At 72.6% G+C, this 23,518-nt stretch carries 11 protein-coding genes and 2 tRNA genes; 6 read left to right on the top strand and 7 right to left on the bottom strand.

Annotated elements, in window-relative coordinates; all coding sequences use genetic code 11:
* Positions 1-66: 66 nt before the first annotated feature.
* From hrpA to ACZ6IM_RS37000, 6 genes are all read right to left on the bottom strand, one after another.
* On the bottom strand, positions 67-4,050 hold the full coding sequence (gene hrpA, locus ACZ6IM_RS36975; RefSeq protein ID WP_469562960.1) for an ATP-dependent RNA helicase HrpA: 3,984 nt from the start codon (positions 4,048-4,050) through the stop codon (positions 67-69).
* A gap of 167 nt (positions 4,051-4,217) precedes the next feature.
* Positions 4,218-4,291, bottom strand: a tRNA-Phe gene (locus ACZ6IM_RS36980).
* Positions 4,292-4,315: 24 nt separating this feature from the next.
* A tRNA-Asp gene (locus ACZ6IM_RS36985) sits at positions 4,316-4,390 on the bottom strand.
* 261 nt (positions 4,391-4,651) lie between these two features.
* Complete coding sequence (locus ACZ6IM_RS36990) at positions 4,652-5,914, bottom strand: NAD(P)/FAD-dependent oxidoreductase (protein WP_469562963.1); 1,263 nt, start codon at positions 5,912-5,914, stop codon at positions 4,652-4,654.
* On the bottom strand, positions 5,914-6,237 hold the full coding sequence (locus tag ACZ6IM_RS36995; protein WP_052843052.1) for a 2Fe-2S iron-sulfur cluster-binding protein: 324 nt from the start codon (positions 6,235-6,237) through the stop codon (positions 5,914-5,916). The genes ACZ6IM_RS36990 and ACZ6IM_RS36995 overlap by 1 nt, the downstream gene beginning before the upstream one ends.
* Before the next feature lie 51 nt (positions 6,238-6,288).
* Positions 6,289-7,146: a 4'-phosphopantetheinyl transferase family protein gene (locus tag ACZ6IM_RS37000; RefSeq protein ID WP_052843051.1), complete on the bottom strand. Its 858-nt coding sequence runs from the start codon at positions 7,144-7,146 to the stop codon at positions 6,289-6,291.
* A gap of 273 nt (positions 7,147-7,419) precedes the next feature.
* On the opposite strand from ACZ6IM_RS37000, the gene ACZ6IM_RS37005 reads away from it, so the two are divergent.
* Positions 7,420-7,635, top strand: a complete 216-nt coding sequence (locus ACZ6IM_RS37005) for a hypothetical protein (RefSeq protein WP_052843050.1) — start codon at positions 7,420-7,422, stop codon at positions 7,633-7,635.
* Positions 7,636-7,903: 268 nt separating this feature from the next.
* Positions 7,904-10,873 (top strand): AfsR/SARP family transcriptional regulator, encoded by a 2,970-nt coding sequence (locus tag ACZ6IM_RS37010; protein WP_469562968.1) that lies wholly within the window; start codon positions 7,904-7,906, stop codon positions 10,871-10,873.
* A 120-nt stretch (positions 10,874-10,993) separates the two neighbouring features.
* Here the strand turns inward: ACZ6IM_RS37010 and ACZ6IM_RS37015 are convergent, their stop codons facing one another.
* Positions 10,994-13,285, bottom strand: coding sequence for a S9 family peptidase (locus ACZ6IM_RS37015; RefSeq protein WP_469562970.1), 2,292 nt, complete (start codon positions 13,283-13,285; stop codon positions 10,994-10,996).
* A 256-nt stretch (positions 13,286-13,541) separates the two neighbouring features.
* Here ACZ6IM_RS37015 and ACZ6IM_RS37020 point away from each other — a divergent pair, with 256 nt between their 5' ends.
* The 4 genes from ACZ6IM_RS37020 to ACZ6IM_RS37035 form a co-directional block, all read left to right on the top strand.
* Positions 13,542-15,161, top strand: a complete 1,620-nt coding sequence (locus ACZ6IM_RS37020; RefSeq protein ID WP_469562973.1) for a tryptophan halogenase family protein — start codon at positions 13,542-13,544, stop codon at positions 15,159-15,161.
* Between the two features lie 309 nt (positions 15,162-15,470).
* On the top strand, positions 15,471-16,256 hold the full coding sequence (locus ACZ6IM_RS37025; RefSeq protein ID WP_469562976.1) for a thioesterase II family protein: 786 nt from the start codon (positions 15,471-15,473) through the stop codon (positions 16,254-16,256).
* Positions 16,253-20,071 carry an SDR family NAD(P)-dependent oxidoreductase gene (locus ACZ6IM_RS37030; protein WP_469562978.1) on the top strand — a complete coding sequence of 1,273 codons (3,819 nt, stop codon included), beginning with the start codon at positions 16,253-16,255 and terminating at the stop codon, positions 20,069-20,071. The genes ACZ6IM_RS37025 and ACZ6IM_RS37030 overlap by 4 nt, the downstream gene beginning before the upstream one ends.
* A gap of 85 nt (positions 20,072-20,156) precedes the next feature.
* A partial coding sequence (locus ACZ6IM_RS37035) for a non-ribosomal peptide synthetase (protein WP_469562981.1) occupies positions 20,157-23,518 on the top strand: 3,362 nt, incomplete at its 3' end.

Here is a 23,518-nt window from a genome sequence, read left to right on the forward strand (position 1 = left end):
AGACTCTACAGGAGGGTGGGCCGCCTGGTCGAACTCACCCTCCGTGCAAGCGTCGTCACGTATCCGTCATGGCGCGAGGGCGTCGATGGCCTTCACGATCCGCTTGTCGGAAACGGGGTACGCGGTGCCCAGCGCGTGGGCGAAATAGCTGACCCGCAACTCCTCGATCATCCAGCGGATGTCCAGGACCTGCTGCGGCACCGGGCGGCCCTGCGGCATCTGCTCCAGGAGCCACGCGTACTCGTCCCGCATCTCGTGGACCTTCTCCATGCGGGACGTGTCCCGCTGCACGCCCGTCGGCATCTGCTGCAGCCGGCGGTCCGCGGCGACCAGGTAGCGCATCAGGTCCGGCAGTCGCTTGATCCCGGCCTCCGTGACGAAGCCCGGCTTGACCAGCGCGTCCAGCTGCCCCCGTACGTCCTGGAGGTTCGCCAGCAGGGCGGGGCTGCGCACGGCCTTCAGGCGGCGCTCGCAGGCCTGCCAGGCCGCCAGCACCTGCTGCACCTGGCCCACCGTGCGGACGGTCGTGTCGACGATCTCCGCGCGGACCTTGTCGTAGAGCTTCCGGTACGACTCCTCGTCCCACGCCGGGCCGCCGAAGTCCGCGATCAGCTTGTCCGCCGCCGCCATGGCGCAGTCGTCGAACAGCGCCTGGATCGAACCGTGCGGATTCGCGGACAGGCCCAGCTTCTGCTGGTTGGTCAGCTTTTCGGACGCGAACTTCGCGGGGTTGACCGGGATGTTGCGCAGGATCAGCCGACGGGTGCCCTTCCACATCGCCTGCGCCTGCTCGGCCTCGGTGTCGAAGAGGCGGACGGAGACGGTGTTCGCCTCGGGCCCGTCGTCCACCAGCGCCGGATACGCCTTCACCGGCTGACCGGCCCGGCGGGTCTCGAAGACCCGGGTCAGCGTGCCGATCGTCCAGTCCGTCAGCCCGGAGCGCTCCAGGGACTCGCCGCCGCTGCGCTCCGCGGTGGCCGCGGCGGCCTGCGAGAGGGCCTTGCGCGCCTTCGGGCGCAGCCGGAGCTTCAGCGCCTCCAGGTCCTTGTCCTCGGCCAGTTTGCGGCGCCGCTCGTCGACGATCCGGAACGTGATCTTGAGGTGGTCGGGGACCTTCGACCAGTCGAAGTCCTCGGCGTCGAACGGCACCCCCACCATGCGCTTCAACTCCCGCGCCATGGTCACGGTCAGCGGTTCCTGGAGGGGCACGGCACGGTCCAGGAACGCCTGGGCGTAGTTCGGCGCGGGCACGTAGTTGCGGCGGACCGGCTTGGGCAGGGAGCGGATCAGCTCCGTGACGACCTGCTCGCGCAGGCCCGGGATCTGCCAGTCGAAACCCTCGTCCGTGACCTGGTTGAGCACCTGGAGCGGTACGTGCACGGTCACGCCGTCGGCGTCCGCGCCCGGCTCGAACTGGTACGTCACCCGGAACTTCAGCGGGCCCTGACGCCAGGAGTCCGGGTAGTCGTCCTTGGTGACCGCCTCCGCCTTCTCGTTGATGAGCATCTCGCGCTCGAAGTCGAGGAAGTCGGGCTGCTCGTGCCGTTTGTGCTTCCACCACGAGTCGAAGTGCGCACCGGAGACGACGTGTTCGGGTACCCGCTGGTCGTAGAAGTCGTACAGCGTCTCGTCGTCGACCAGGATGTCCCGGCGCCGGGCGCGGTGTTCCAGCTCCTCGACCTCGGTCAGCAGCCGGCGGTTGTCCGCGAAGAACTTGTGGTGCGTGCGCCAGTCGCCCTCCACCAGGGCGTTGCGGATGAACAGCTCGCGGCTGACCTCGGGGTCGATCCGTCCGTAGTTCACCTTGCGCTGGGCGACGATCGGCACGCCGTACAGCGTGACCTTCTCGTACGCCATCACCGCCGCCTGGTCCTTCTCCCAGTGCGGTTCGCTGTAGGTGCGCTTGAGGAGGTGCCCGGCGAGCGGCTCCACCCACTCGGGCTCGATCTTCGCGTTGACGCGGGCCCAGAGGCGGGAGGTCTCCACCAGCTCCGCGGACATCACGAAGCGCGGGGGCTTCTTGAAGAGCGCCGAGCCGGGGAAGATCGCGAACTTGGCGTTGCGCGCGCCCAGGTACTCGTTCTTGCCCGTGCTCCTGCCGCCCTCCCCTCCGGCGTCCTTCACGTCCTTCATGCCGACGTGGGAGAGCAGCCCCGCCAGCAGCGACACGTGCACGCGGTCGTCGGGTGCGGGGTGCTCCTCGTCGTTGAGATGGATGCCCATCTGCTTGGCGACCGTGCGCAGCTGCGTGTAGATGTCCTGCCACTCGCGGATGCGCAGGAAGTTGAGGTACTCCTGCTTGCACATCCGGCGGAAGGACGACGAGCCGCGCTCCTTCTGCTGTTCGCGCACGTACCGCCAGAGGTTCAGGAAGGCGAGGAAGTCGCTGCTCTCGTCCTTGAACCGGGCGTGCTGCTGGTCGGCCTGGGCCTGCTTTTCGGCCGGGCGCTCCCGCGGGTCCTGGATGGACAGCGCCGCCGCTATGACCATGACCTCGCGGACACAGCCGTTCTTGTCCGCCTCCAGCACCATCCGGGCCAGCCGCGGGTCGACGGGCAGCTGCGCCAGCTTGCGGCCGGTGTCGGTGAGCCGCTTGCGTACGTCCTTCTGCGCCGGGTCGAGCGCGCCCAGCTCCTGGAGCAGCTGCACACCGTCGCGGATGTTGCGGTGGTCCGGGGGGTCGATGAAGGGGAACTTCTCGATGTCACCCAGGCCGGCCGCGGTCATCTGGAGGATGACGGAGGCGAGGTTGGTCCGGAGGATCTCCGCGTCCGTGAACTCCGGGCGGGCTTCGAAGTCGTCCTCGGAGTACAGCCGGATGCAGATGCCGTCGGACGTACGGCCGCAGCGGCCCTTGCGCTGGTTGGCACTGGCCTGGGAGATCGGCTCGATCGGCAGCCGCTGGACCTTGGTGCGGTGGCTGTAGCGGGAGATGCGGGCGAAGCCGGGGTCGATGACGTACTTGATGCCCGGGACGGTGAGGGAGGTCTCGGCGACGTTGGTCGCGAGGACGATCCGGCGCCCGGTGTGCTGCTGGAAGACGCGGTGCTGTTCGGCGTGCGAGAGCCGCGCGTACAGCGGCAGCACCTCGGTGAACTTGTATCTCTTCTTCTCCAGCGCGTCCGCCGTGTCGCGGATCTCCCGCTCGCCGGAGAGGAAGACGAGGATGTCGCCCTTGCCCTCGCCCATCAGCTCCTCGACGGCGTCGGTGATCGCCGTGATCTGGTCTCGGTCGGCGTCGTCGCCCTCTTCTTCGAGGAGCGGCCGGTACCGCACCTCCACGGGATACGTCCGCCCGCTGACCTCGATGACCGGGGCGTCGCCGAAGTGCCGGGAGAAGCGCTCGGGGTCGATGGTCGCCGAGGTGATGACGACCTTGAGGTCGGGGCGCTTGGGCAGCAGCTGGGAGAGGTAACCCAGCAGGAAGTCGATGTTGAGGGACCGCTCGTGGGCCTCGTCGATGATGATCGTGTCGTAGGCGCGCAGCTCGCGGTCGGTCTGGATCTCGGCGAGCAGGATGCCGTCCGTCATCAGCTTGATGAAGGTGGACTGCGGGTTCACCTGGTCGGTGAACCGCACCTTCCAGCCGACGGTCTCCCCGAGCGGGGTGTCCAGCTCGTCGGCGACCCGCTCGGCGACGGTGCGCGCGGCGATCCGGCGGGGCTGGGTGTGCCCGATCATGCCGCGCACGCCACGGCCCAGCTCGACACAGATCTTCGGGATCTGGGTGGTCTTGCCGGACCCGGTCTCACCGGCGACGATCACGACCTGGTGATCACGGATGGCCGCCGCGATCTCGTCCTTCTTCTGGCTGACCGGGAGCTGCTCGGGGTAGCTGACGGCCGGTACACGCGCCCGGCGTTCACCGATGCGCTGCTCGGCCTTGGCCACCTCCGTCTCGATCTCGGCGAGGACGGCGGCGCGGGCCTCCGGCTTGCGGATCTTCCGCGCACCCTCGAGCCTGCGGCCGAGCCGGTGCGCGTCGCGCAGGGACAGCTCGGTCAGCCGGGAGGCGAGGGTGCCGAGGGTGGGGGCGGTGTGCGTAGACATACGGCTTCCAGGATCTCATCCTCGGGAAAATCCTGGCGAACGCTTTTGCCGCAGCCGTGTACGAGGGGCCGCGTACGAGCGGCCGCGTACGAGCGGCCGCGCACAGCGGGCGCATACAAGTTGCCGCATACAACAAGACCCCGATCCGAAGATCGGGGTCTTTGCTGTGGCTGGGGCCGGGGTCGAACCGGCGACCTATCGCTTTTCAGGCGATCGCTCGTACCAACTGAGCTACCCAGCCGCGAGGTTTCACGTGAAACCTCAGCGGTCCTGACGGGATTTGAACCCGCGGCCTCCACCTTGACAGGGTGGCGAGCACTCCAAACTGCTCCACAGGACCAGGCGCTGTGTGTGACAGTGTCGCACACGCTTGCTTTCGTCCCCAACACGATTCTTCCCGGTGACCGGGGCCCTCGTCAGCTGGGGTGACGTCGCTGAAGCAGAGTATCAGAGGATGCGTGCCGCCCTGGAAACGCCCAGGTCGGCTGTGCGCGGACGAGTGAGCGCCGATCGGGCGCCTTCCGCGTCCGCGGTCCGGTTGGTCCGGGGCGGTGGTGGGGCCGCGGACGCCGTGGGGTGGGGGGCATGTGACGCCCCTTTCTCATGCGGCCGGCACGGGGGTGGGTGCCTGGGCCCTGAGATGGTTCCGGAGGGTGAAGCCCTCGGTCGCGGCCTCCTCGGGGGTGAGGGGGACGCCGCTCGTGAGGAGGCGGCGGGCCGCCATGTGGTCGGCGGGACGGTTGACGGACTCCACGGCCACCAGGGCGGTGTCGCGGAAGAGCAGGACCGAGAAGGCGTCCGGGGACGTGCGCAGTACGAGTTCCGTGTCGTGGCCGTCGCTCAGACCGGCGATCTGCAGGGTCGCGGAGAACTGGTTGCTCCAGAACCTGGGCAGCTCGTCGTAGACGCGTTCGGTGCCGGTGAGGCGGTCGGCGACCAGACCGGCGTGGTCGACCGCGTTCTGCACCGACTCGATGCGCAGGGGCGTCCCCGAGGCGGGATGGGGGAAGAGGGCGCAGTCGCCGACCGCCGAGACGCACGGGTCCGCGGTCAGCAGCCGGGCGTCGGTGACGATCCCGCCGTCCACGGCCAGTCCGGCCGCCTCGGCCAGTTCCGTGCGGGGAGTGACCCCGACGCCGGCCAGGACGAGGTCCGCCGGCAGCAGGCGGCCGTCGGCGAGTTCCACCCCGGTCACGTGCCCGGCGGTGTCGCCGGTCAGGGCGGCGATGCCCTGTCCGAACAGCATCCGGTTGCCGCGCTCCTCGTGCAGCCGGGTGAGGTGCTCGGCCGTCGTTGCCGTGGTGATCCGGCTCAGCGGACGCCGCAGTGCCTCGACGACGGTCACCTCGTGCCCCAGGTCGCGGGCGGCCGCGGCGAACTCCAGGCCGATGAACCCGGCTCCGACGACGACCACCTGCCGGGCCCGGGCCAGGTCCTCCCTGATCCGGTCGGCGTCGCGCAGGGTGCGCAGGGTGTGCACGCCGGCCAGGCCACCGCCCGGGACGGGCAGGGTCCGGGCGCGGGCACCGGTGGCCAGGACCAGGTGGTCGTAGCCGAGGACGCTCCCGTCGGCCAGACGGACGGTGCGTGCCGCCCGGTCCAGCGCGGCGACGGCGCCCTGGACCCGGGCGATCCCGTGGCGCTCGTAGAAGGTGGGCGGGCGCAGCCACAGCTGGTCGGTGTCCGTCTCCCGCTTGAGGTAGGACTTGGACAGCGCCGGGCGTTCGTAGGGCAGGACCCCCTCGTCGCCGACGAGGGTGACCGGGCCCCGGTGGCCCCGTTCGCGCAGGGCGGCGGCGGTCTGGTGCCCGGCCTGCCCGGCGCCGACGACGAGGACGTGGCCGGCCGGTTCGGGGGCGCTCATCAGGCCTGGCTCTCGGGGAGCCGGACGACCAGGCCGTCCAGGGCGTCGGTGACCTCGACCTGGCAGCCCAGCCGGCTGTTGTCGGCGCGGGTGCAGACGGTGAAGTCGAGCATGCCGTCCTCTTCCTCCTCCATGGGCTCCAGCCTGTCGAGGTCCCCCGGGTCGACGTAGACGTGGCAGGTCGCGCACTGGGCGAAGCCGCCGCACTGGCCGACGATGCCGTCCACGTCGTTGGTGAGGGCGCCGCGCATGAGGCTGGTGCCCACGGGGAGGTCGAGAACCGTCTCGGTGTCGTCGACGGCGATGTACGTGATCTTGGGCATGGCGGGCTCCTGCGGACGTGAGTGGCGTCGGTCGGGTACTCAACTTCCCGGTCAGTAAGGGGAGTTGAGGTGGTGCGCTGTCGAAGGGGCAGGGCGGGCAGGGGCCCGGGCGGGGGCGGCGCGGGTGGCGGGGTGGCGCCGTATCAGGTGGTGCCGGGGGAGCAGTTCCGTGCTGCGGTGCACGGTGGGGTGCACGTCGGGGACGCCCAGGACGGCCACCGCGCCGTGGTAGTCGTCGTCGAGCCGTACGTCGGCGAGGGCGGGGACCGGGCGGGCCGGCCGGGACGGGTGCCAGCCGAGCAGGGCGGGCGGCTCGTCGGGGCCGGAGAGCGTGAAGTCGGTCATGGGGGTGTTGAGGCCCTCGCCGGTGGCCTTCAGTACCGCCTCCTTGCGGGTCCAGTACGTCAGGCAGCCGCGGGCCCGGCGACGGACGGGCAGTGCCTCGACCGCGGCGCGCTCGGCGGGCGTGAGGACCAGCTCGTACTCCGGCGGCAGGGCCGGGCCGGTCCAGGGCTCGAGTCGTTCCACGTCCAGGCCGAGCGGGCTGCCCAGCGTCACCGCCACCGCCACCAGATCGCCCGAGTGGGAGATCGACAGTTCCCAGCCGGCACCGGCCCCCACCACGTGCGGCTTTCCGTGCGGGCCGCCGCAGTCGGGGCACCGCGTGCGGAAGCGGATGGCCTCCGGGCCGGTGCCCACCAGGGAGGCGAGGGCCGTCTTGGCGAGCAGCCGGCCCGTGACGAAGCGGGCCAGGTCCAGTTCGTGGGCGAAGGACGAGCAGCGGGTGAGTTCGGTGCTGTCCAGGAGGCCGAACCAGGAGGCGGGCCGGGGCACCGGGGGCAGCGACCAGATGTGGCACTCGGCGGCGGGCTGCGGTGCGTCGGCGCCGGGTGCCGGGACGGGTGTCATGGCGATTCACCTCCGTACGGCGGCAGTCGGTCCGCCGCACCACCGAGTTTCCGGCGGGGCGGGGCGCCCGGATAGCAGGAAATCCTCCGCGTTCCGGGGGTGGAAAACCCTCCCCCCGGGGGCCGTTATCGCTGACGGGCAGCGCGTTAAATGCCGTCCCGGCAGGCGAAAACGACGCGATAACAGCCCGAAAGGGCGCCTTCCTAACTTCGTGGTCACAAGGAAGTCAGCGCCTCCCGGAATACCGGGGGCCGGACCGAGAGGGCCACCGAAATGAACCGCTCCTGGATCGTCGCCGCCAAGTCCTTCGTCGTCGCCGCGGTCGCCGGCACCGCGCTCTGGACCGTCGGAGGCGCGGCCGTGCAGACGCTGGGCGCCGGTGACGGGTCGCATTCCACTTCGACGGTGGCCGACCCCATCAACTGGAGTGTCGTGGTGCCCGGGTCGCCCACCCCCGCGCCCACCCCGGCCGCCACCCCGGCCGGCTGAAGCGGGGCCGGCCGGACCGTCCCGGCCGAATCAGCGCCGAATCGATCGGCGTCCACCGAATCAAGCTTCAATCATTGTTCATAAAGGACCCGTATTACGGTCCGCACTTCGTTCGCCGCGTCACCGGTCGTCCGGGAACTCGTCCCCTTTCGGTGCCGGTCTGCTCCCTTCCCGCTGAATCACCTCCGGCGGTGACCTACATTGGTTGTCGTCCGACGGGCAGTTCGAATAGGGGGCCGGAGTGGGCGAACAGCTCAGGTTCAACGTCTTGGGTCCGCTCACGGTGTCCGTGGGCGAGGCGGCCGTCCCGCTCGGCGGCGCGCGCCAACGGACCATCCTCGCCCTGCTGCTGGTCATGCCCGGCCGGGTCGTCCCCGTGGACACCCTGGTGGACACCGTCTGGAACAGGAATCCGCCGCCCACCGCCCGTACCCAGGTGGCCATCTGCGTGGCGGCGCTGCGGAAGATCTTCAAGAGCGCGGGCGTCGGCGGGGACGTCATCGTCACCGCGCATCCCGGCTACCGGCTCGACACCACCGGTCACGACGTCGACTCGCTGCGTTTCGCCGAACTCGTGCGCGGCGCCGAGCAGTACGCCCGGGGCGGGCTGCTCGCCGAAGCCGCCCAGGCCTACGCCCAGGCGCTCGGACTGTGGCGCGGACCCGCCTTCGCGGGGGTGAGCGGGCCGGCCATCGAGGACGAGGCGGAGCGGCTGGAGGAGCACCGCCTCAACGCCTACGACGACTCCATCCTCACCCACCTGGAGCTGGGTCAGCACCAGGAACTCATCCCGGGGCTGGCCGCGATGGTGCGCGAGTACCCGCTGCGGGAACGCACGCGGCACCACCTGATGCTGGCCCAGTACCGTTCGGGCCGCCGGGCGGACGCGATGGAGACCTACCGGGACGCGCACAGCCAGTTCATCGAGGAGCTGGGCATCGAACCGGGCCCGGACCTGAAGGAACTGCACGACGCCATCCTGCGCGACGACCCCTCGCTGGCCCCCGCGCCCGCGGTGGTGGAGCGGCCCGAGGCCCCCGCGGCCGGTTCCGCGTCCGGCCCCGCGCCGGTGGCGCCCCCGGCCGCCGTTCCCGCCGAACTTCCCCCGGACATACCGGCGTTCACCGGCAGGGCCGAGGAACTGACCGCGCTGCACGGCCTCCTGTCCGGGTCCGGCGAGGAGCGCGCCTCCACCATCGGCCTGATCACCGGCGCCGCGGGCATAGGAAAGAGCGGCCTCGCGATGCGCTGGGCGTTCCGCTCCGCCGAGCACTTCCCCGACGGCCAGCTCTTCGCGGACCTGCGCGGGTACGACGAGCACCACGAGCCGGTCTCCGCGTACGACGTGCTGAGCCGTTTCCTGCGTTCCCTGGGGGTGCCGGGCGAGCAGATCCCCGGCGACCTGGAGGAACGGGTGTCGCTGTACCGGAGCGTGCTCACCGACCGCCGGGTGCTGATCGTGCTGGACAACGCCCGCGCCTACGCGCAGGTGCGGCCGCTGCTGCCCGGCGGCGGCCGGTGCTGTGTGCTGGTCACCAGCCGGGACCAGATGGAGGAGCTGGTGACCTGGCCCGCGCAGGCCCGGGTGCACCTGGGCCTGCTGTCGGAGCCGGAGGCCGTCGAGCTGATCACGGCCATCGTGGGGGATCGCAGGATCGCCACCGCCCGCGAGGACGCCGCGCAGCTGGCCGAGTTGTGCGACCGGCTGCCGCTGGCCCTGCGGATTGCCGCGGCCCGGCTCGCCTCCAAGCCGCACTGGACGGTGCGCTACCTGGTCAACCGGCTCACCGACGAGCGGCGGCGGCTGGACGAGCTGAGCCAGGGCGAGTCGCAGATCCGGGCCAGCCTCGCGCTCAGCTACAAGTACCTGTCCGAGGACGCGGCCCGGCTGCTGCGGCGCCTCGGCCTGCTCGACGTGCCCGACTTCACCGCGTGGGTGGGTGCCGCGCTGCTCAACCGCGAGGTGATCGACGCGGAGCGGCTGATCGAGGACCTGGTCGACGCCCAGTTCCTGGAGGTCGTGAGCATCGACGCGACCGGTCAGCTGCGGTACCGCCTGCACAGCCTGGTGAGGCTGTACGCGCGGGAGTGCGCGATGAAGGAGGAGTCGGAACCGGACCGTACGGCCGCCCTCACCCGGGTGCTGCGGACCTTCCTCACCATCGCCGAGGAGGCCGACCGGCGGGAGAACGCCGGCCACGGCACCGGCGTGCACAGTGACGTGCGGCGCCGCCGGATCGACTCCGAGCTGCTGGACGAGCTGCTGACGGCGCCGCTGGAGTGGTTCGAGGCGGAGCGGCTGGCGCTGGTCGCGTCGGTGCGGCAGGCGGCCCGGGCGGGACTGGCCGAGCTGGCCTGGGACCTGACCGGATCGGCCGCCGTCTTCTTCGGCACCCGCAGTTACACCGACGACTACCGGCGGTGCTGCGAGGTGGCGCTGGAGTCCGCCCACACCCACGGCGACCTGCGCGGACAGGCCGCGATGCTGTTCGGGCTCGGGTCCATCGAGCTGGTCCACAACGAGATGGAGCGCAGCTCCGGCTACCTGGAGCAGTCGGTGCGGCTGTACGAGGAGGCGGGGGAGAGCCGGGGGCGTGCGGTGGCGCTGCGGCTGCTCGGGCAGACCGCGCGGGCCCGGGGCGAGACGGAGCAGGCCATGGGGATCTTCGCGGAGGCGCTGGCCATCTTCCGGGACACCGGCGACGCGTACAGCGAGATCCACACCCTGCACAACATGGCGGAGACCGAACTCGTCGCCGAGCGGCCCGAGTCGGCGATGACCTACGCCCTCGACGCGGTGCGCCTGGGGGAGAGCCTGGGGTCGGACACCCGGAACCTGGCCCAGGCGCTGCACCGGCTCGGGCAGGCCCACCTCGCCCTGGGCAGCCTGGGCGAGGCCGAGCAGGCGTTCCTGCGCGCGGTGCGGATCGTCAAGGAGAAGTCCGACACGGTGGGCCTCGCCTACACGCTGCTCGGCCTCGGCGAGACCCGGTTCCGCAAGGGGGACACCCAGCAGGCCGGGACCACCCTGGCGGACGCGCTGGAGACCGCGGAGGAGTGCGGGAGCCCGATGGCGGCCGGCCGGGTCAGGCTGGTCCTCGCCGAGGTGAGCCGGAGCCTGGGCCGCACCGAGGAGGCCCGCGACCACCTCCGCACCGCGCACGAGGTGTTCCGGGACATCGGCGCGCTGGCGTGGCAGCGGCGGGCCCAGGAGGCCCTGGCGGCGCTGGTGGGCTGACCCGCCCGCTTCCCCCGGCTTCCCCCGCTTGTCCGGCGAAAGCATGTGAAAGGTGCCCGTGTCCCGGGATTCCTCCGGGGCACGGGCACCTTTTCACGCGGGTGGTGGCCGCGGGCGGCCTCAGCCGAACAGCTCGCCCAGTGCCTCCATGTCGATCGGCACCGGCGGCAGCCGGTAGTCCGCGGGCGGCTCCGCGTCCAGCAGGTGCCGGACCAGGAAGTCCCACTTGCGCTGGTTCACGTAGTGCTCGTAGCCGAAGTAGATGTGGTCGGCGTCGGGCACCAGGAGCAGGTCGAAGTCCTTGCCGTGGGCGATCAGCCGCTCGGCGAGCCGAAGCGTGGACTGCGGGGGCACCCGGTCGTCCAGGCCGCCGTGGACGAGCAGCAGGCTGCCTTCGAGGCGGTCGGCGAGCGACTCGTTGGCGAGCGCGGCGTACTCCTCCTCGTCGAAGGGGCCGTGATAGGCCTCGCCCAGGCCCGGTTCCAGCAGCCGGAAGTCGTGCATGCCGGATTCGGCGACGCCCACCCGGAAGACGTCCGGGTGGCGCAGCAGGGCCCGTACGGCGGCGTAACCGCCGGAGGACATCCCGGTGACGCCCACCCGGTCCAGGTCCATCCAGGGCCGGTCGGCGGCCAGTTGGCGCAGCGCGGCGACGTGGTCGTCCAGTCCGCAGGCATCGCCCAGGTTGCCGTAGGAGGCGTCCAGGAACTCCTTGGAGCGGCCGGGGGAGCCCCTGCCGTCGACCGCGACGACCACGAAGCCGAGCGCGGCCAGCGCCTGCGCCTCGTAGCCGTAGTGGCCGGGGTCGAAGGAGGGGCTCACCCGGTTGTCGGTGGGCAGCCCGTAGGGGGTGTCGATCACCGGGTAGCGCCGGGCCGGGTCGAAGTCGTGCGGCAGGTGCAGCAGGCCGTACACGTCGCAGCTGCCGTCGGCCGAGGTGGTGCGGAAACGTATCGGCGCACGCCAGCCGGTCTCCTTGAGCCGGGTGTCGTCGGCGCGCTCCAGCTCCACCAGCACCCGCCCGGACCAGTCCCGCACCGTGATCACGGGGGCGGCTGCGGTGGTGGAGGCGGAGTCGACGAAGCAGGTGCCGCCCGGGGCGACGGTGACCGCGTGGTCGAGGTCGTCGTCGGTGAGCCGCTCGAAACCGGAGCCGTCGAGGCCCACGCGGCACACCGTGCGGCGGTACGGGTCCTCCTCGACCAGGCCGGAGGCGGTGAGGTACACCGTGCCCTCCGCCTCGTCGACGTGCAGGAGTTCCTGGACCGCGAAGGAGCCCGAGGTCACCGCGTTGACCAGCGCGCCGGTAGAGGCCGCGTGCAGGTAGAGGTGGCCCCGGCCGTCCCGTTCCGAGTACCACAGCACCTGCTCGCCGCCGGCCAGGACCCGCACCAGCGGCGGCTGGAGCTGGCGCGGCGCGGGGTCCACCCTGGTCCGGCCCCGCTCGGTCAGGACGGTGCGCACCTCGCCGGTGTCCGGGTCGAGGCGGTACAGGCCGAGGGTGCGCGCGTCCCGGCTGCGGGACAGGTAGTGGACGGCCGAGCCGTCCGGCGCCCACCACGCCCACCGCTGGAACAGCGGCGACATCATCGACATGGCCACCGGCTCGCCGCGCGCCTCGGTGACGGCGCCGGTCGTGACGTCGAGGACGACGAACTCGGCGAGCGGTATGTGCTCGTCCCCGGCGACCGCGTAGCGCGGCGACAGCAGCGCGGGCTCGCCGCCGCCGGCGGGGGCGGCGCGCAGCAGGTGGGTGCGGCGGACGCCGTCCTGGACGGTGCGGTGGGTCAGCACCCGGGAGGAGTCCGGCGACCAGGCCACGGCGGGCGGCAGATGGGGCAGCCCCAGCTTGGTCAGCAGCGTGGAGTACATGAGGTAGTCGGGGTTGGCGCCGTAGTCCCGGTCCTCGGTGCCGTCGGACGTCAGCGCCCAGTCGCGGTCCCCGGTCAGCGAGCGGGCGCGCAGGTCGTGGCCGGCGCGGTGGACGGCGTGCTTGCGGTCGGGTGAGGCGACCTCCAGCGGGCCGACGGGCGGCTCGCCCGCCGTCCTGCGCAGGGTGTGGTCGTCGAGGCGCAGCAGCCAGTGCTCGCCGAAGGCGTCGAACTCGACCGTCCCGTCGGCCGGCCCGATGGCCGGAAGGGGGAGGGCGGCCGCGTCGACGGGCTGCCCGGTCGCGGCCGCGAGGGCCGACGCCAGCCGTTCGTGGTCGAAGGCGAGGCGGCGGGTGCCCGCCACCGGGTCGACGAGCACGTACCGCTTACCCTCCGGGGTGCCCACGGTGTACCAGAACCGCGTGCCGTCCTCGAGCCAGCGCGGGGTGAGGCGGCCGCCCGGGAGCAACTCCCCGCGGTGGTGCCGCAACAGCCGTTCCGCCGTCCGGTAGGCCCGCACATCGATTCGTTTCCGTTGCATCGTCGATGCCCTTTCCTGGGATGTGGTTCTCGGGTGCCACCGGGTGAAACGGTGAACTCCCCCGGGGGCTTTTTCTGAAAGTGCGCGGCGGGAGCGGGGCCGGATTCGGGGCCGTCATCATCGCCACCGCACCGGGCCATTGGCCAGTCTTCGGCACGGGGGGCGTTCCCGTCCTGTCCCGTCGACAGGACAGGACGGGAAAGGACGATGAGAAGACACGTGATGACAAGTGAACACAAGAACTGGGGGGCCCGGCGTGAGCACGCACTACCCGGGAAAGGTCGTGATCGTCGGATCGGGGGTCGCCGGGGCGATGACCGCCGCATATCTGAAAGCGGCTTTCGGCGACCGGTGCGAGGTGGTACTGGCCGGCTTTCCGCCGGCCGGTGAACCGGCCGGACACGAGTCGACCCTGGGCGACATCCAGGACTTCTTCGACTTCCTCGGCCTCGCGGAAGAGGACTGGATGCCGTCCTGCGACGCCACCTGCAAGCTGGCGGTCCGGGTGCAGGACTGGAGCGGCCCCGGGCAGTACTTCTACCTGCCGTTCGAGCCGGCGCGCCGGGCCGGGGGCTTCCCGCTCACCGAGTGGTGGCTGAGGCAGCGGCCCAGCGGTCGGTTCGACCGGGACTGCTTCGTCTCCGCGTGGCTGTGCGACGCGGGCCGCGTGCCGCGCCCCGCGGCCGACGCGGACCCGGCCGCCGCCGTCCCGTACGGGTACCACCTGGACTCCGCGGCGCTCGCCCGGCTGCTGACCCGGTACGCGGTGGAGCGCGGCGCGGTGACGCTGAACGGCACCCCCACCGACGTACGGCTGGACGCGCGCGGCTGGATCGAGTGCCTGGTCACCGAGGAGCACGGGGAGATCCACGGCGACCTGTTCGTCGACTGCACCGGCGAACGCGGGCTGCTGCTCCACCGGGCGCTGAAGGTGCCCCGCGTGTCCCACCGGGACACGCTGCCCAACGACTCCCTGGTGACGCTGGAGGCGCCCGCGGACATGCGGGCCCGGGGCATCCCGCCGTACACCACGGTGACGGCGCGCGGCGCGGGGTGGATCTGGACGGTGCCGCTGTTCGACCGGATCGGCGCGGGACACGCGTACGCCGCCGAGTACTGCACGCCCGAGGAGGCCGAGCGGGCCCTGCGCGAGCACGTGGGACCGGAGGCGGCCGGGGCGGCGGCCGTGCACTCTCCGCTGCTGCCGGGGCGCGGCGCACAGGCGTGGAAGCACAACTGCGTCGCCGTCGGGGCGTCGGCCGGCCGGGGCGAACCGCTTGGCACGGTCGGGGAGGCATCGGCCACGCACCACGCCCTGGAGCAGTTGGTACGGCACTTCCCCGGCGCCGACTGGCACCCGCGGCTGCGGGACGGGTTCAACGCCGCGACGGCCGCGCTGCTGGACGCCGAGCGGGAGTTCGCCACCCTGCACTACCAGGGGGCGGCACGGGACGACACCCAGTACTGGCGGGACGCCAAGACGCTCGCGCTGCCGGGCGACCTCGCCGCGCGGCTGGACGGCTGGCGGGTGCTGCCGCCGGGTCCCGAGCACCCCGGTCGCGGGCACCGGGGCCGGCCGGCGCACGCGTACACCTCCGTCCTCATCGGTACCGGCGGCGCCCCGCCGCGGGTTCCCGCCGCCCTGCCCCTGATCGGCGACGCGGCGGCGCTGCGGGAGTTCGCGGCGGTGCGGCACACGGCCGCGGCCCTCACCGACGCCTCGCCCACCGCGTACGAGTTCCTGGTGCGGCTGGGCGCGGCGAGCCCGCCCGCCGACGGGCGTTCCGTCCTGTCGACAGGACAGCGCCGGAGGCCGCCGCAGGTGAGGGAAGAGGTATTCCCGCACCAGGGTCGCGACGGGTGGAAGAACGCTTGACTGCGGCCGCGCACAGGGATGAAGGTAAGCACGGCATGGGGGCTGGATTCCGGCCGGGGGCCGGTTAATTCCACGACGGGGGACTTCAATGGATGCGCGGGCACCGGCACGGCTGCCGAGTCTTTTTCTGTTCCGGAACGACGGCGCGGGCAGCAGGCTCGCCCCGTAACTCCTGATTTCGAGTCTCGACGCCCCGAAGCAATCGACGACCACTTTCCGATCGACTTTCCGGGGCCTTTTCCCACAGCGGACCGCCGTCATGTTCTCCTGGCGCCGGGCTGCGCGAAAACGAGCGAGGAGCAGCCGCAGATGACCCTGCCCGAAAACCAGGAACTCGCCCCCCGGACCCCGTACGTCTGGCGGGCCGCGCGGCCCCGCGCCACCCGGCGGCTGATCTGCTTCCCGCACGCCGGAGCCGGGGCTTCCGCCTACGCGGACTGGGCCGGTCTGCTGCCCCCGGAGATCGAGCTGGTCGCCGTCCAGCTGCCCGGGCGGCAGAACCGCATCGCCGAGGAGCCGTTCACCGAGGCCGCACCGCTCGTCGAGACGCTGACCCACGCGCTGCGGCCCGTGCTCGACCTGCCGTTCGCCTTCTTCGGGCACTCCGCCGGCGCGACCCTCGCCTACGAGCTGACCCGGGCCCTGTCGGCGCGCGGCAGGCGGACCCCCGCGCACCTGTTCCTGTCCGCGCAGCCCGCCCCCGGCCACTCCACGGTCCGCCGGCTGCACACCCTGCCCGACGAGGAGTTCGCCGCCGAGATCCTCTCCCTGGGCGGCATCGACCCCGAGGTCGCCTCCGACGAGGACGTGCTGGAGGCGATGCTCTACACGCTCCGGGCGGACTTCACGCTCTGGGAGCGGCACCACGTCGAGCCGGGCGACCCGCTGGACGTCCCCGTCACCGTGCTGTGCGGCGAGTCGGACCCGCGGGCGCCGCTGGACGAGGTGAAGCGGTGGGAGGAGCACACCACCGGCGAGTTCCGCGCCGAGTTCTACCCCGGCGGCCACTTCTACTTCCTGGACTCTCCCGCCGACGTCGTCGACCTGATCGGCCGGACGCCGCTGGCCCCCGTGACGAACCGGAGGAGCGCATGACCTCTGTCGACCCCACCGGACCCGGCCTGCTGGCCGGCCTCGCCGACACGGTCCGGGGCCTGCCCGGCGTCCTCGACGCGGCCGCCGTCGCCCGCCGGGGCCTGCGCGCCGCCGAGCCGCCCCGGCCCGGCCGGAGCGCCCCGCCCGCCGCCGAGCCGGTGCCCGCGGCCCTGGACACGGATGCCGTCCTGCCGCCCGTCGAGCTGTACGGCGGTGACCTGCGCCTGCCCGACGACGCCCCCGGGACCTTGCAGGAAGGGCTGCGCCGCGCGGCCGAACTCGCCCCGGACAAGGGAACGGTGTACATCCGGGCCGGCCGCGAGGACGTCCTGCAGACCTACCGCGAGCTGCTGGAGGAGGCCCAGCACGTGCTCGCCGGGTTCCGTGCCGCGGGCCTGCGGCCGGGGGACGCCGCGCTGTTCGTGTTCGACGACAACCGCGGCTACCTCACCGCGTTCTGGGCGTGCGTCCTCGGCGGTTTCGTGCCGACGCCCGTCGCCGTGGCCACCACGTACGCCACCGAGAACGAGACCAACCGCAAACTGCTGGGCGCCTGGCGGCTGCTGGACCGGCCGGTCCTGGTCACCGACGCCGGCACCGCCGAGGCCCTGGCCGGGGTGCGCCGGCTGTGGGACGAGCCGGACGTGCGGGTGCTGACCGTGGAGGAACTCGCCGCGCACCCGGCCGACAAGGACTGGTTCCCGGCCGGCTGGGACTCCCCGGTGCTCAACCTGCTCACCTCCGGCAGCACCGGTGTCCCCAAGTGCGTGCAGCACACCAACGCCTCCGTGGTCTCCCGGTCCTTCGCCGTCGCCCGGCACTGCGGGCTGACCGAGGACGACGTCAGCCTGATCTGGATGCCGTTCGACCACGTCACGGTGGCCTTCTACAACATCCGTGACGTCTTCCTGCGCTGTCTGCACGTCAACGCCAAGATCGAGCACTTCCTCGCCGACCCGCTGCTGTGGTTCGACTGGGCCGACCGGTACCGCGCCACCAACACCTGGGCCCCCAACTTCGCCATGGCGATGGTCAACGAGCGGGCCGACGACATCTCGGGACGCTCCTGGGACCTGTCCTGCCTGCGGGAGATCACCAACGGCGGCGAGCCGGTGATCGCCGCCACGAGCCACCGGTTCCTCGGACTCCTCGCCCCGCACGGGCTGCCCGCCGACGCGATGGTGCCCGCGTGGGGCATGTCCGAGACCTGCTCCGGGATCACCTACACCCGCCAGAGCCTGGACGACCCGGCCGCGGGCACCGTCGCCGTCGACCCGGCCTCCTTCGGGCAGAGCGTGCGCCACCTCCCGCCGGACCACCCCGACGCCGTGGTCCTCTCCCGCGTCGGGCGGCCCATCCCCGGGGTGCGGCTGCGGATCGTGGACGAGGACGGCACGGCGCTGCCCGAGGGCCGGATGGGCGAGCTGCGGGTCACCGGGTCCACGATCATGGCCCGCTACTTCGGCAACGAGGAGGCGAACCGGGAGGCCTTCGACGACCGGGGCTGGTTCCGCACCGGCGACCTGGCCTTCGTCACGGACGGCGAGGTGGTGATCGCCGGGCGCCGCAAGGACCAGATCATCGTGCGCGGCATCAACTACATGGCGCACGAGCTGGAGAGCGTGGTCGAGCGGGTCGACGGAGTGCGCGTCACCTTCTCCGCCGCCGCCGGCGTGCGCGAACCCGGTGCCGCCACCGACCAGCTGGTCGTCTTCTTCGTTCCGGTGAGCTGGGACGCGGACGCGCTGGCCGCCACGAAGGAACAGGCGCGGGCGATCCTCGTACGCGAGTCCGGGATCGCGCCCGACCTGCTGGTGCCGGTCACCGAGGGCGAGTTCCACAAGACCGCGAGCGGCAAGATCCAACGGGCCGCGCTGGTCGCCGACCTGCGCTCCGGACGGTTCGCCGACCGGGTGAGCGACCCGGCCGCCGCCGAGGAGGACCCGGCGCCGGACACCTGGTTCTCCACCCGGCAGTGGGTGCCGCTGGACGATGCCGCACCCCCGGCCGACGGCGCCGGGCAGGGCGTCACCGTGGTCCTCGGCGAGGACGGCGACCTCGAACGGCTCGGTCTGGACGGCCCGTTCGTCGCCGTACGCCGGGGCGCGGACCTCGCCCAGGAGATGCCGTACCGCTACCGCGTCCCCACCGCCGACCGGGCGGAGCTGAAGCGGCTGCTGGCCTCGGTCACCGAGCGCTACGGCGCGATCGGCACCGTCGTGCACGCGCTGCCGCTCGCCCTGACCGGCGAGCCCGCCGAGCGCCTGGCGACGGCCACCGCCGAACTCACCGCCCTGCTCGCCGCCCTCACCGGCGGCGAGTCCGGCCGGCCCCGGCTGCTGGTGCTCACCTCCGGCGCCTTCCACGTCCGGGACGGCGACCGCGTCGACCTCGGCACCTGCGCGCTGCCCGGCTTCGTACGCACCGCGATCGGCGAGGCCGCGCCGCTGCCGGTGAAGCAGCTCGACCTGCCCGCCGACCCGGGAGGCTGGGCCGCCGCGCTGCGCGCCGAACTGGCCGCCCCGCAGCGCACCGGACTCGTCGCCGCCCGCGACGGTGTCCGCCTCCAGCCCCGGCTCGCGCCCCTGGACACCGACGGTCCGGCCCCCGCCGACCCCGTCACCGCCGGCGGCCTCTACCTGGTCACCGGAGGGCTCGGCGGCATCGCGCACGACATCGCCGGCTATCTGCTGGCCTCCTACGGAGTACGGCTGCTCCTGGTGGGCCGCTCGCCCGCCGAGGGCGACCGGGGCGAGCGCCTCGCCGCCCTCGCCCGGCTCGGCGAGGTGGCGTACGAGCGGCTGGACGTCGCCGACGCCGACGCGGTCGGTGCCGCGATCGGCGCCGCCGAGCAGCGCTGGGGACGCGCCCTGGACGGCGTACTGCACCTGGCGGCGGCCGACCCCACCGGGCAGTGGGCCGACCTCGACCGGCACCTCATCGTGAACGAGAGCGCCGAGGTGTACGCCGATCAGTACCGGGCCAAGGTCGCGGGGACCCTGGCCCTCGCCCGCGCCCTGGAGGACCGTCCGGACGCCTCGCTGGTGCTGTTCGGCTCCGTCAACGGCGAGTTCGGCGGGCACTCCTTCGGTGCCTACGCCACCGCCAGCAGCTTCCTCAGCGGGTTCGCCGAGCACTGGCACCACGAGCGCGGGCGCCGGGTGCACTGCCTGGCCTGGAGCCAGTGGACCGGCGTCGGCATGAACCGGGACCGCTCGCAGGCCGCCGCCGAGCACCGCGGCTTCCGCAGCATCGACCCGGACACCGGACTGCGGCTCTTCCTGGAGGGCACGGCGCTGCCCGGCCCGTACACGATCGTCGGCCTCGACCCGCGCAACCCCGCCGTGGTCGCGGAACTCGTACCGCAGCGGCTGCGGGTCGGCGAGATCGTCCTGGCCTACGTCAGTGACGGCGCCGACCCCGGCGCCCTGCGCGACGCGCTCGCCACCGGCCCGGCGAGCCCCGTGCCGGTGCGCCTGGCCCCGGTCCCCCGCATTCCCCGCGACGCCTACGGCGAGGTGGACGCCGCCCGGCTGCTGGCCGACACGGCGCCCGAGCGGGCCCGGCGCAGGGCGACACCCCCGCGCGAGGGCCTGGAGAGCGAACTCGCCGGCCTGTGGGCGGACGCGCTGGTCCGGGCCGACGTCGGCCGGGACGAGTCGTTCTTCGAACTCGGTGGCAACTCGCTGCGCGCCACCCGGCTGCTGGCCCTGACCGAGCAGAAGCTCGGCGTCCGGGTCACCACGCAGGAGCTCTACGAGAACCCGACCGTGGCGGGCATGGCCGCGGTCGTCAAACAGCACACGGCCGGCTGACCGGCGGTCCGGCAGCCCGTCACCGGAGGTTTCCTGCCGGCCGCGACCACAGGCGCAGGACGACTGATCGAGGAGTAGACGCCACATGATCCCCTTGTCCTTCGCGCAGCGGCGCCTCTGGTTCATCGACCGCTTCGAGGGACCCTCGGCGACGTACAACATCCCGTTCCTGCTGCACCTGCGGGGACGGCTCGACGTGGCGGCGCTCTCGGCGGCGCTGCGTGACGTGGTGATCCGCCACGAGAGCCTGCGCACCGTGTTCGTCGTCGACGAGCACGGGGTGCCGGGCCAGCACGTCGTCCCGGCGGACGGACTGCGCCTGGACGTCCCCCTCGTCGAGACCACCCCCGACGGGGTGGATGCCGTGGTCGCCGAGGTCGGCGGACACCACTTCGATCTCGCGGCCGAGATCCCGGTGCGGGCCGTACTGGTGCGCACCGGTCCCGAGACCCACCTGCTGGTGCTGAACATCCACCACATCGCGGCCGACGGCGAGTCGATGGAGCCCCTCACCCGGGACCTGACCACCGCCTACACCGCACGCGTCGCCTCCGACGTCCCGGACTGGGAGGAACTCCCGGTCCAGTACCGGGACTACACGCTGTGGCAGCGCGAGCTGCTCGGCGACGAGGACGACCCGGACAGCGTCCTCTCCCAGCAGCTCGACTACTGGCGCGAGGCGCTGGCCGGCCTTCCGGAGCAGCTCCAGCTGCCCACCGACCGGCCCCGCCCGGCGGCGATCAGCCACCGCGGCGACATGGTGGACTTCGCCGTCGACCCGGAGCTGGTCGAGGCGGCCGAACGCCTGGCCGCCGAGCACGGGGCCACCACCCCCATGGTCATGCAGACCGCGCTCGCGGTGCTGCTGCACCGGCTCGGCGCCGGGGACGACGTTCCCCTCGGCGCCACCATCGCCGGCCGCACCGACGAGGCGCTGCTCGACCTCGTCGGCTTCTTTGTCAACACCTGGGTGCTGCGCGCCGACCTCTCCGGCAACCCGTCCTTCGCCGAGGCGCTCGCCCGGGTCGCGGACCGGGCCCTGGCCGCCTACGACAACCAGGACGCGCCGTTCGAGCGGCTGGTGGAAGTGCTCAACCCGGAGCGCTCCACCGCCTACCACCCGCTGTTCCAGGTGATGTTCACCTGGCAGAGCAACGACGTCCTGGAGCTGGACCTGCCGGGCGTGCGGGGACGGCTGGAGGCGGTGCCCACCCACACCGCCAAGTTCGACCTGGAGTTCAACTTCGCCGTCGACCCCGCCGACGGCGGCATGCGCTGCGTCCTGGAGTACGCCACCGACCTGTTCGACCGGGAGACGGTGGAGCGGTTCGGACCCCGCTTCCTGCGGGTGCTGCGGGACTTCGTGACCGACCCGTCCCGCCCGGTGGGCACCGCCGACGTGCTGCTCCCCGGGGAGCGCGAACAGCTCGCCCGGTTCGCCGGGCAGGCCGCGCCGACCCCCGAGCTGACCGTCCCGGAACTGTTCGAGCAGCAGCTCGCGGTGGACCCGGACGCGCCGGCCGTCCTGTGCGGCGCGACCCGCCTGACCTACCGGGAGCTGGACGAGCGGGCCGACCGGCTGGCGCGCGCCCTGCGCGGACGGGGAGTGGGCGCGGAGTCCCTGGTGGGTCTGGCGCTGCCGCGTTCCGCCGATCTGGTCGTGGCGATGCTCGGCATCCTCAAGTCGGGCGCCGCCTACCTGCCGATCGACCCGCGCTTCCCCAGCGCCCGCCTCGGCCTGGTCCTGGGCCAGGCCGCCCCCGCCCTCCTGCTCACCGACGCCGGGACCGGCGGCGAGCTGCCCGGGCACGACGTGCCGGTGCTGCTGCTGGACGAGCTGGACCTGGACCGCCCGGAAGCGGGCCCCGTCGAGGCCGTCCTGCGCCCCGACAACCTCGCGTACGTGATGTACACCTCGGGCTCGACCGGTGTCCCCAAGGGCGTGGCCATCACCCACCACGGGGTGGTCAACGGCGTGCTGCGGCTGGCGGCGGTCGTCGGCATGGGCCCGGGCCGCAAGATGCTGGCCGGTACGTCGGTCAACTTCGACGTGTCGGTGTTCGAGATCATGACGGCGCTCACCACCGGCGGCAGCGTCGAGGTGGTCCGTGACGTCCTGGAGCTGGGCGAACGCGACCACTGGCACGGCAGCGTGATCAGCTCGGTCCCGTCGGTGTTCTCCGAGGTCCTCGACCGGATCGCGGGCACCACCAGCGTGCAGACCCTCGTGTTCGCGGGCGAGGCGCTGCCCGCCACGCTGGTGGAGCGGGCCCGCAAGGCGTTTCCGGGTGTGCGGGTCGTCAACAGCTACGGCCAGACCGAGAGCTTCTACGCCGGTACCTTCACGGTGGACGCGGCCGAGGACTGGGACGCCTCGCGCAGCGTGCCGATCGGGGAGCCCCTGGGCAACATGCGCGCCTACGTGCTCGGACCGGGGCTGACGCCCGTGCCGCCGGGCGTGGTCGGCGAGCTGTACGTCGCCGGTGCGGTCGCCCGCGGCTACCAGGGACGCCCCGGACTGACGGCGGAACGCTTCCTTCCGGACCTCTTCGGCCCGGCGGGCTCGCGCATGTACCGCACCGGCGACCTGGCCCGCTGGAACCGCGACGGCCGCCTGGAGTACGTCGGCCGGGGCGACGGTCAGGTGAAGATCCGCGGTCTGCGCATCGAGCCGGGCGAGGTGGAGGCGGCCCTCGCCGCCCACCCCGGCGTCGCCCAGGCCGTGGTCTGCGTGCACGAACACGCCGGCACCAGGCAACTGGTCGGATACGTCGTCCCCGTGGGCGTCATCGGCAACGACCCCGGCGCGGCCGAGAGCATCGGCGACCTGCACGTCGACCTGACGGCGGGGGTGTCGGTGCCGGAGCTGCGCAGGTTCGTCTCGGCCCGGTTGCCCGAGTACATGGTGCCGTCCGCGTTCGTGGTCCTGGACCGGCTGCCCCTGGCCCCCAACGGCAAGCTCGACCGCCGGGCGCTGCCCGCCCCGGTGTTCAAGAACGAGACCTACCGAGCCCCGTCGACGGAGACCGAGCAGGCACTGGCCGCCGTGTTCGCCGAGGTGCTGGGTGTGGACCGGGTCGGTGTGGACGACGACTTCTTCGTCGTGGGCGGTGACAGCATCCGCTCCATCCAGGTCGTCTCCCGGGCGCGTGCCCGGGGCGTGGAGGTCACGCCGCGCGAGGTCTTCCAGAACCGGACGGTCGCCGAACTGGCCCGGGTGGCGGCCGGGCGCGGCGGAGCCGCCGAGACCCTGGAGGAGCTGGCGGGCGGCGGGATCGGTTTTGTGCCGTTGTTGCCGGTGGCGCGGTATCTGCTGGAGCTGGGGGGTGGGTACGGCCGGTTCACGATGTCCTCGGTGGTGGATCTGCCGGCGGGGATCGACCGGGCGGGGCTGGTGGCCACGCTGTCGGCGGTGTGGGACCGGCACGATCTGCTGCGTTCGCGGCT

Source organism: Streptomyces sp. NPDC042336, from assembly GCF_055581985.1.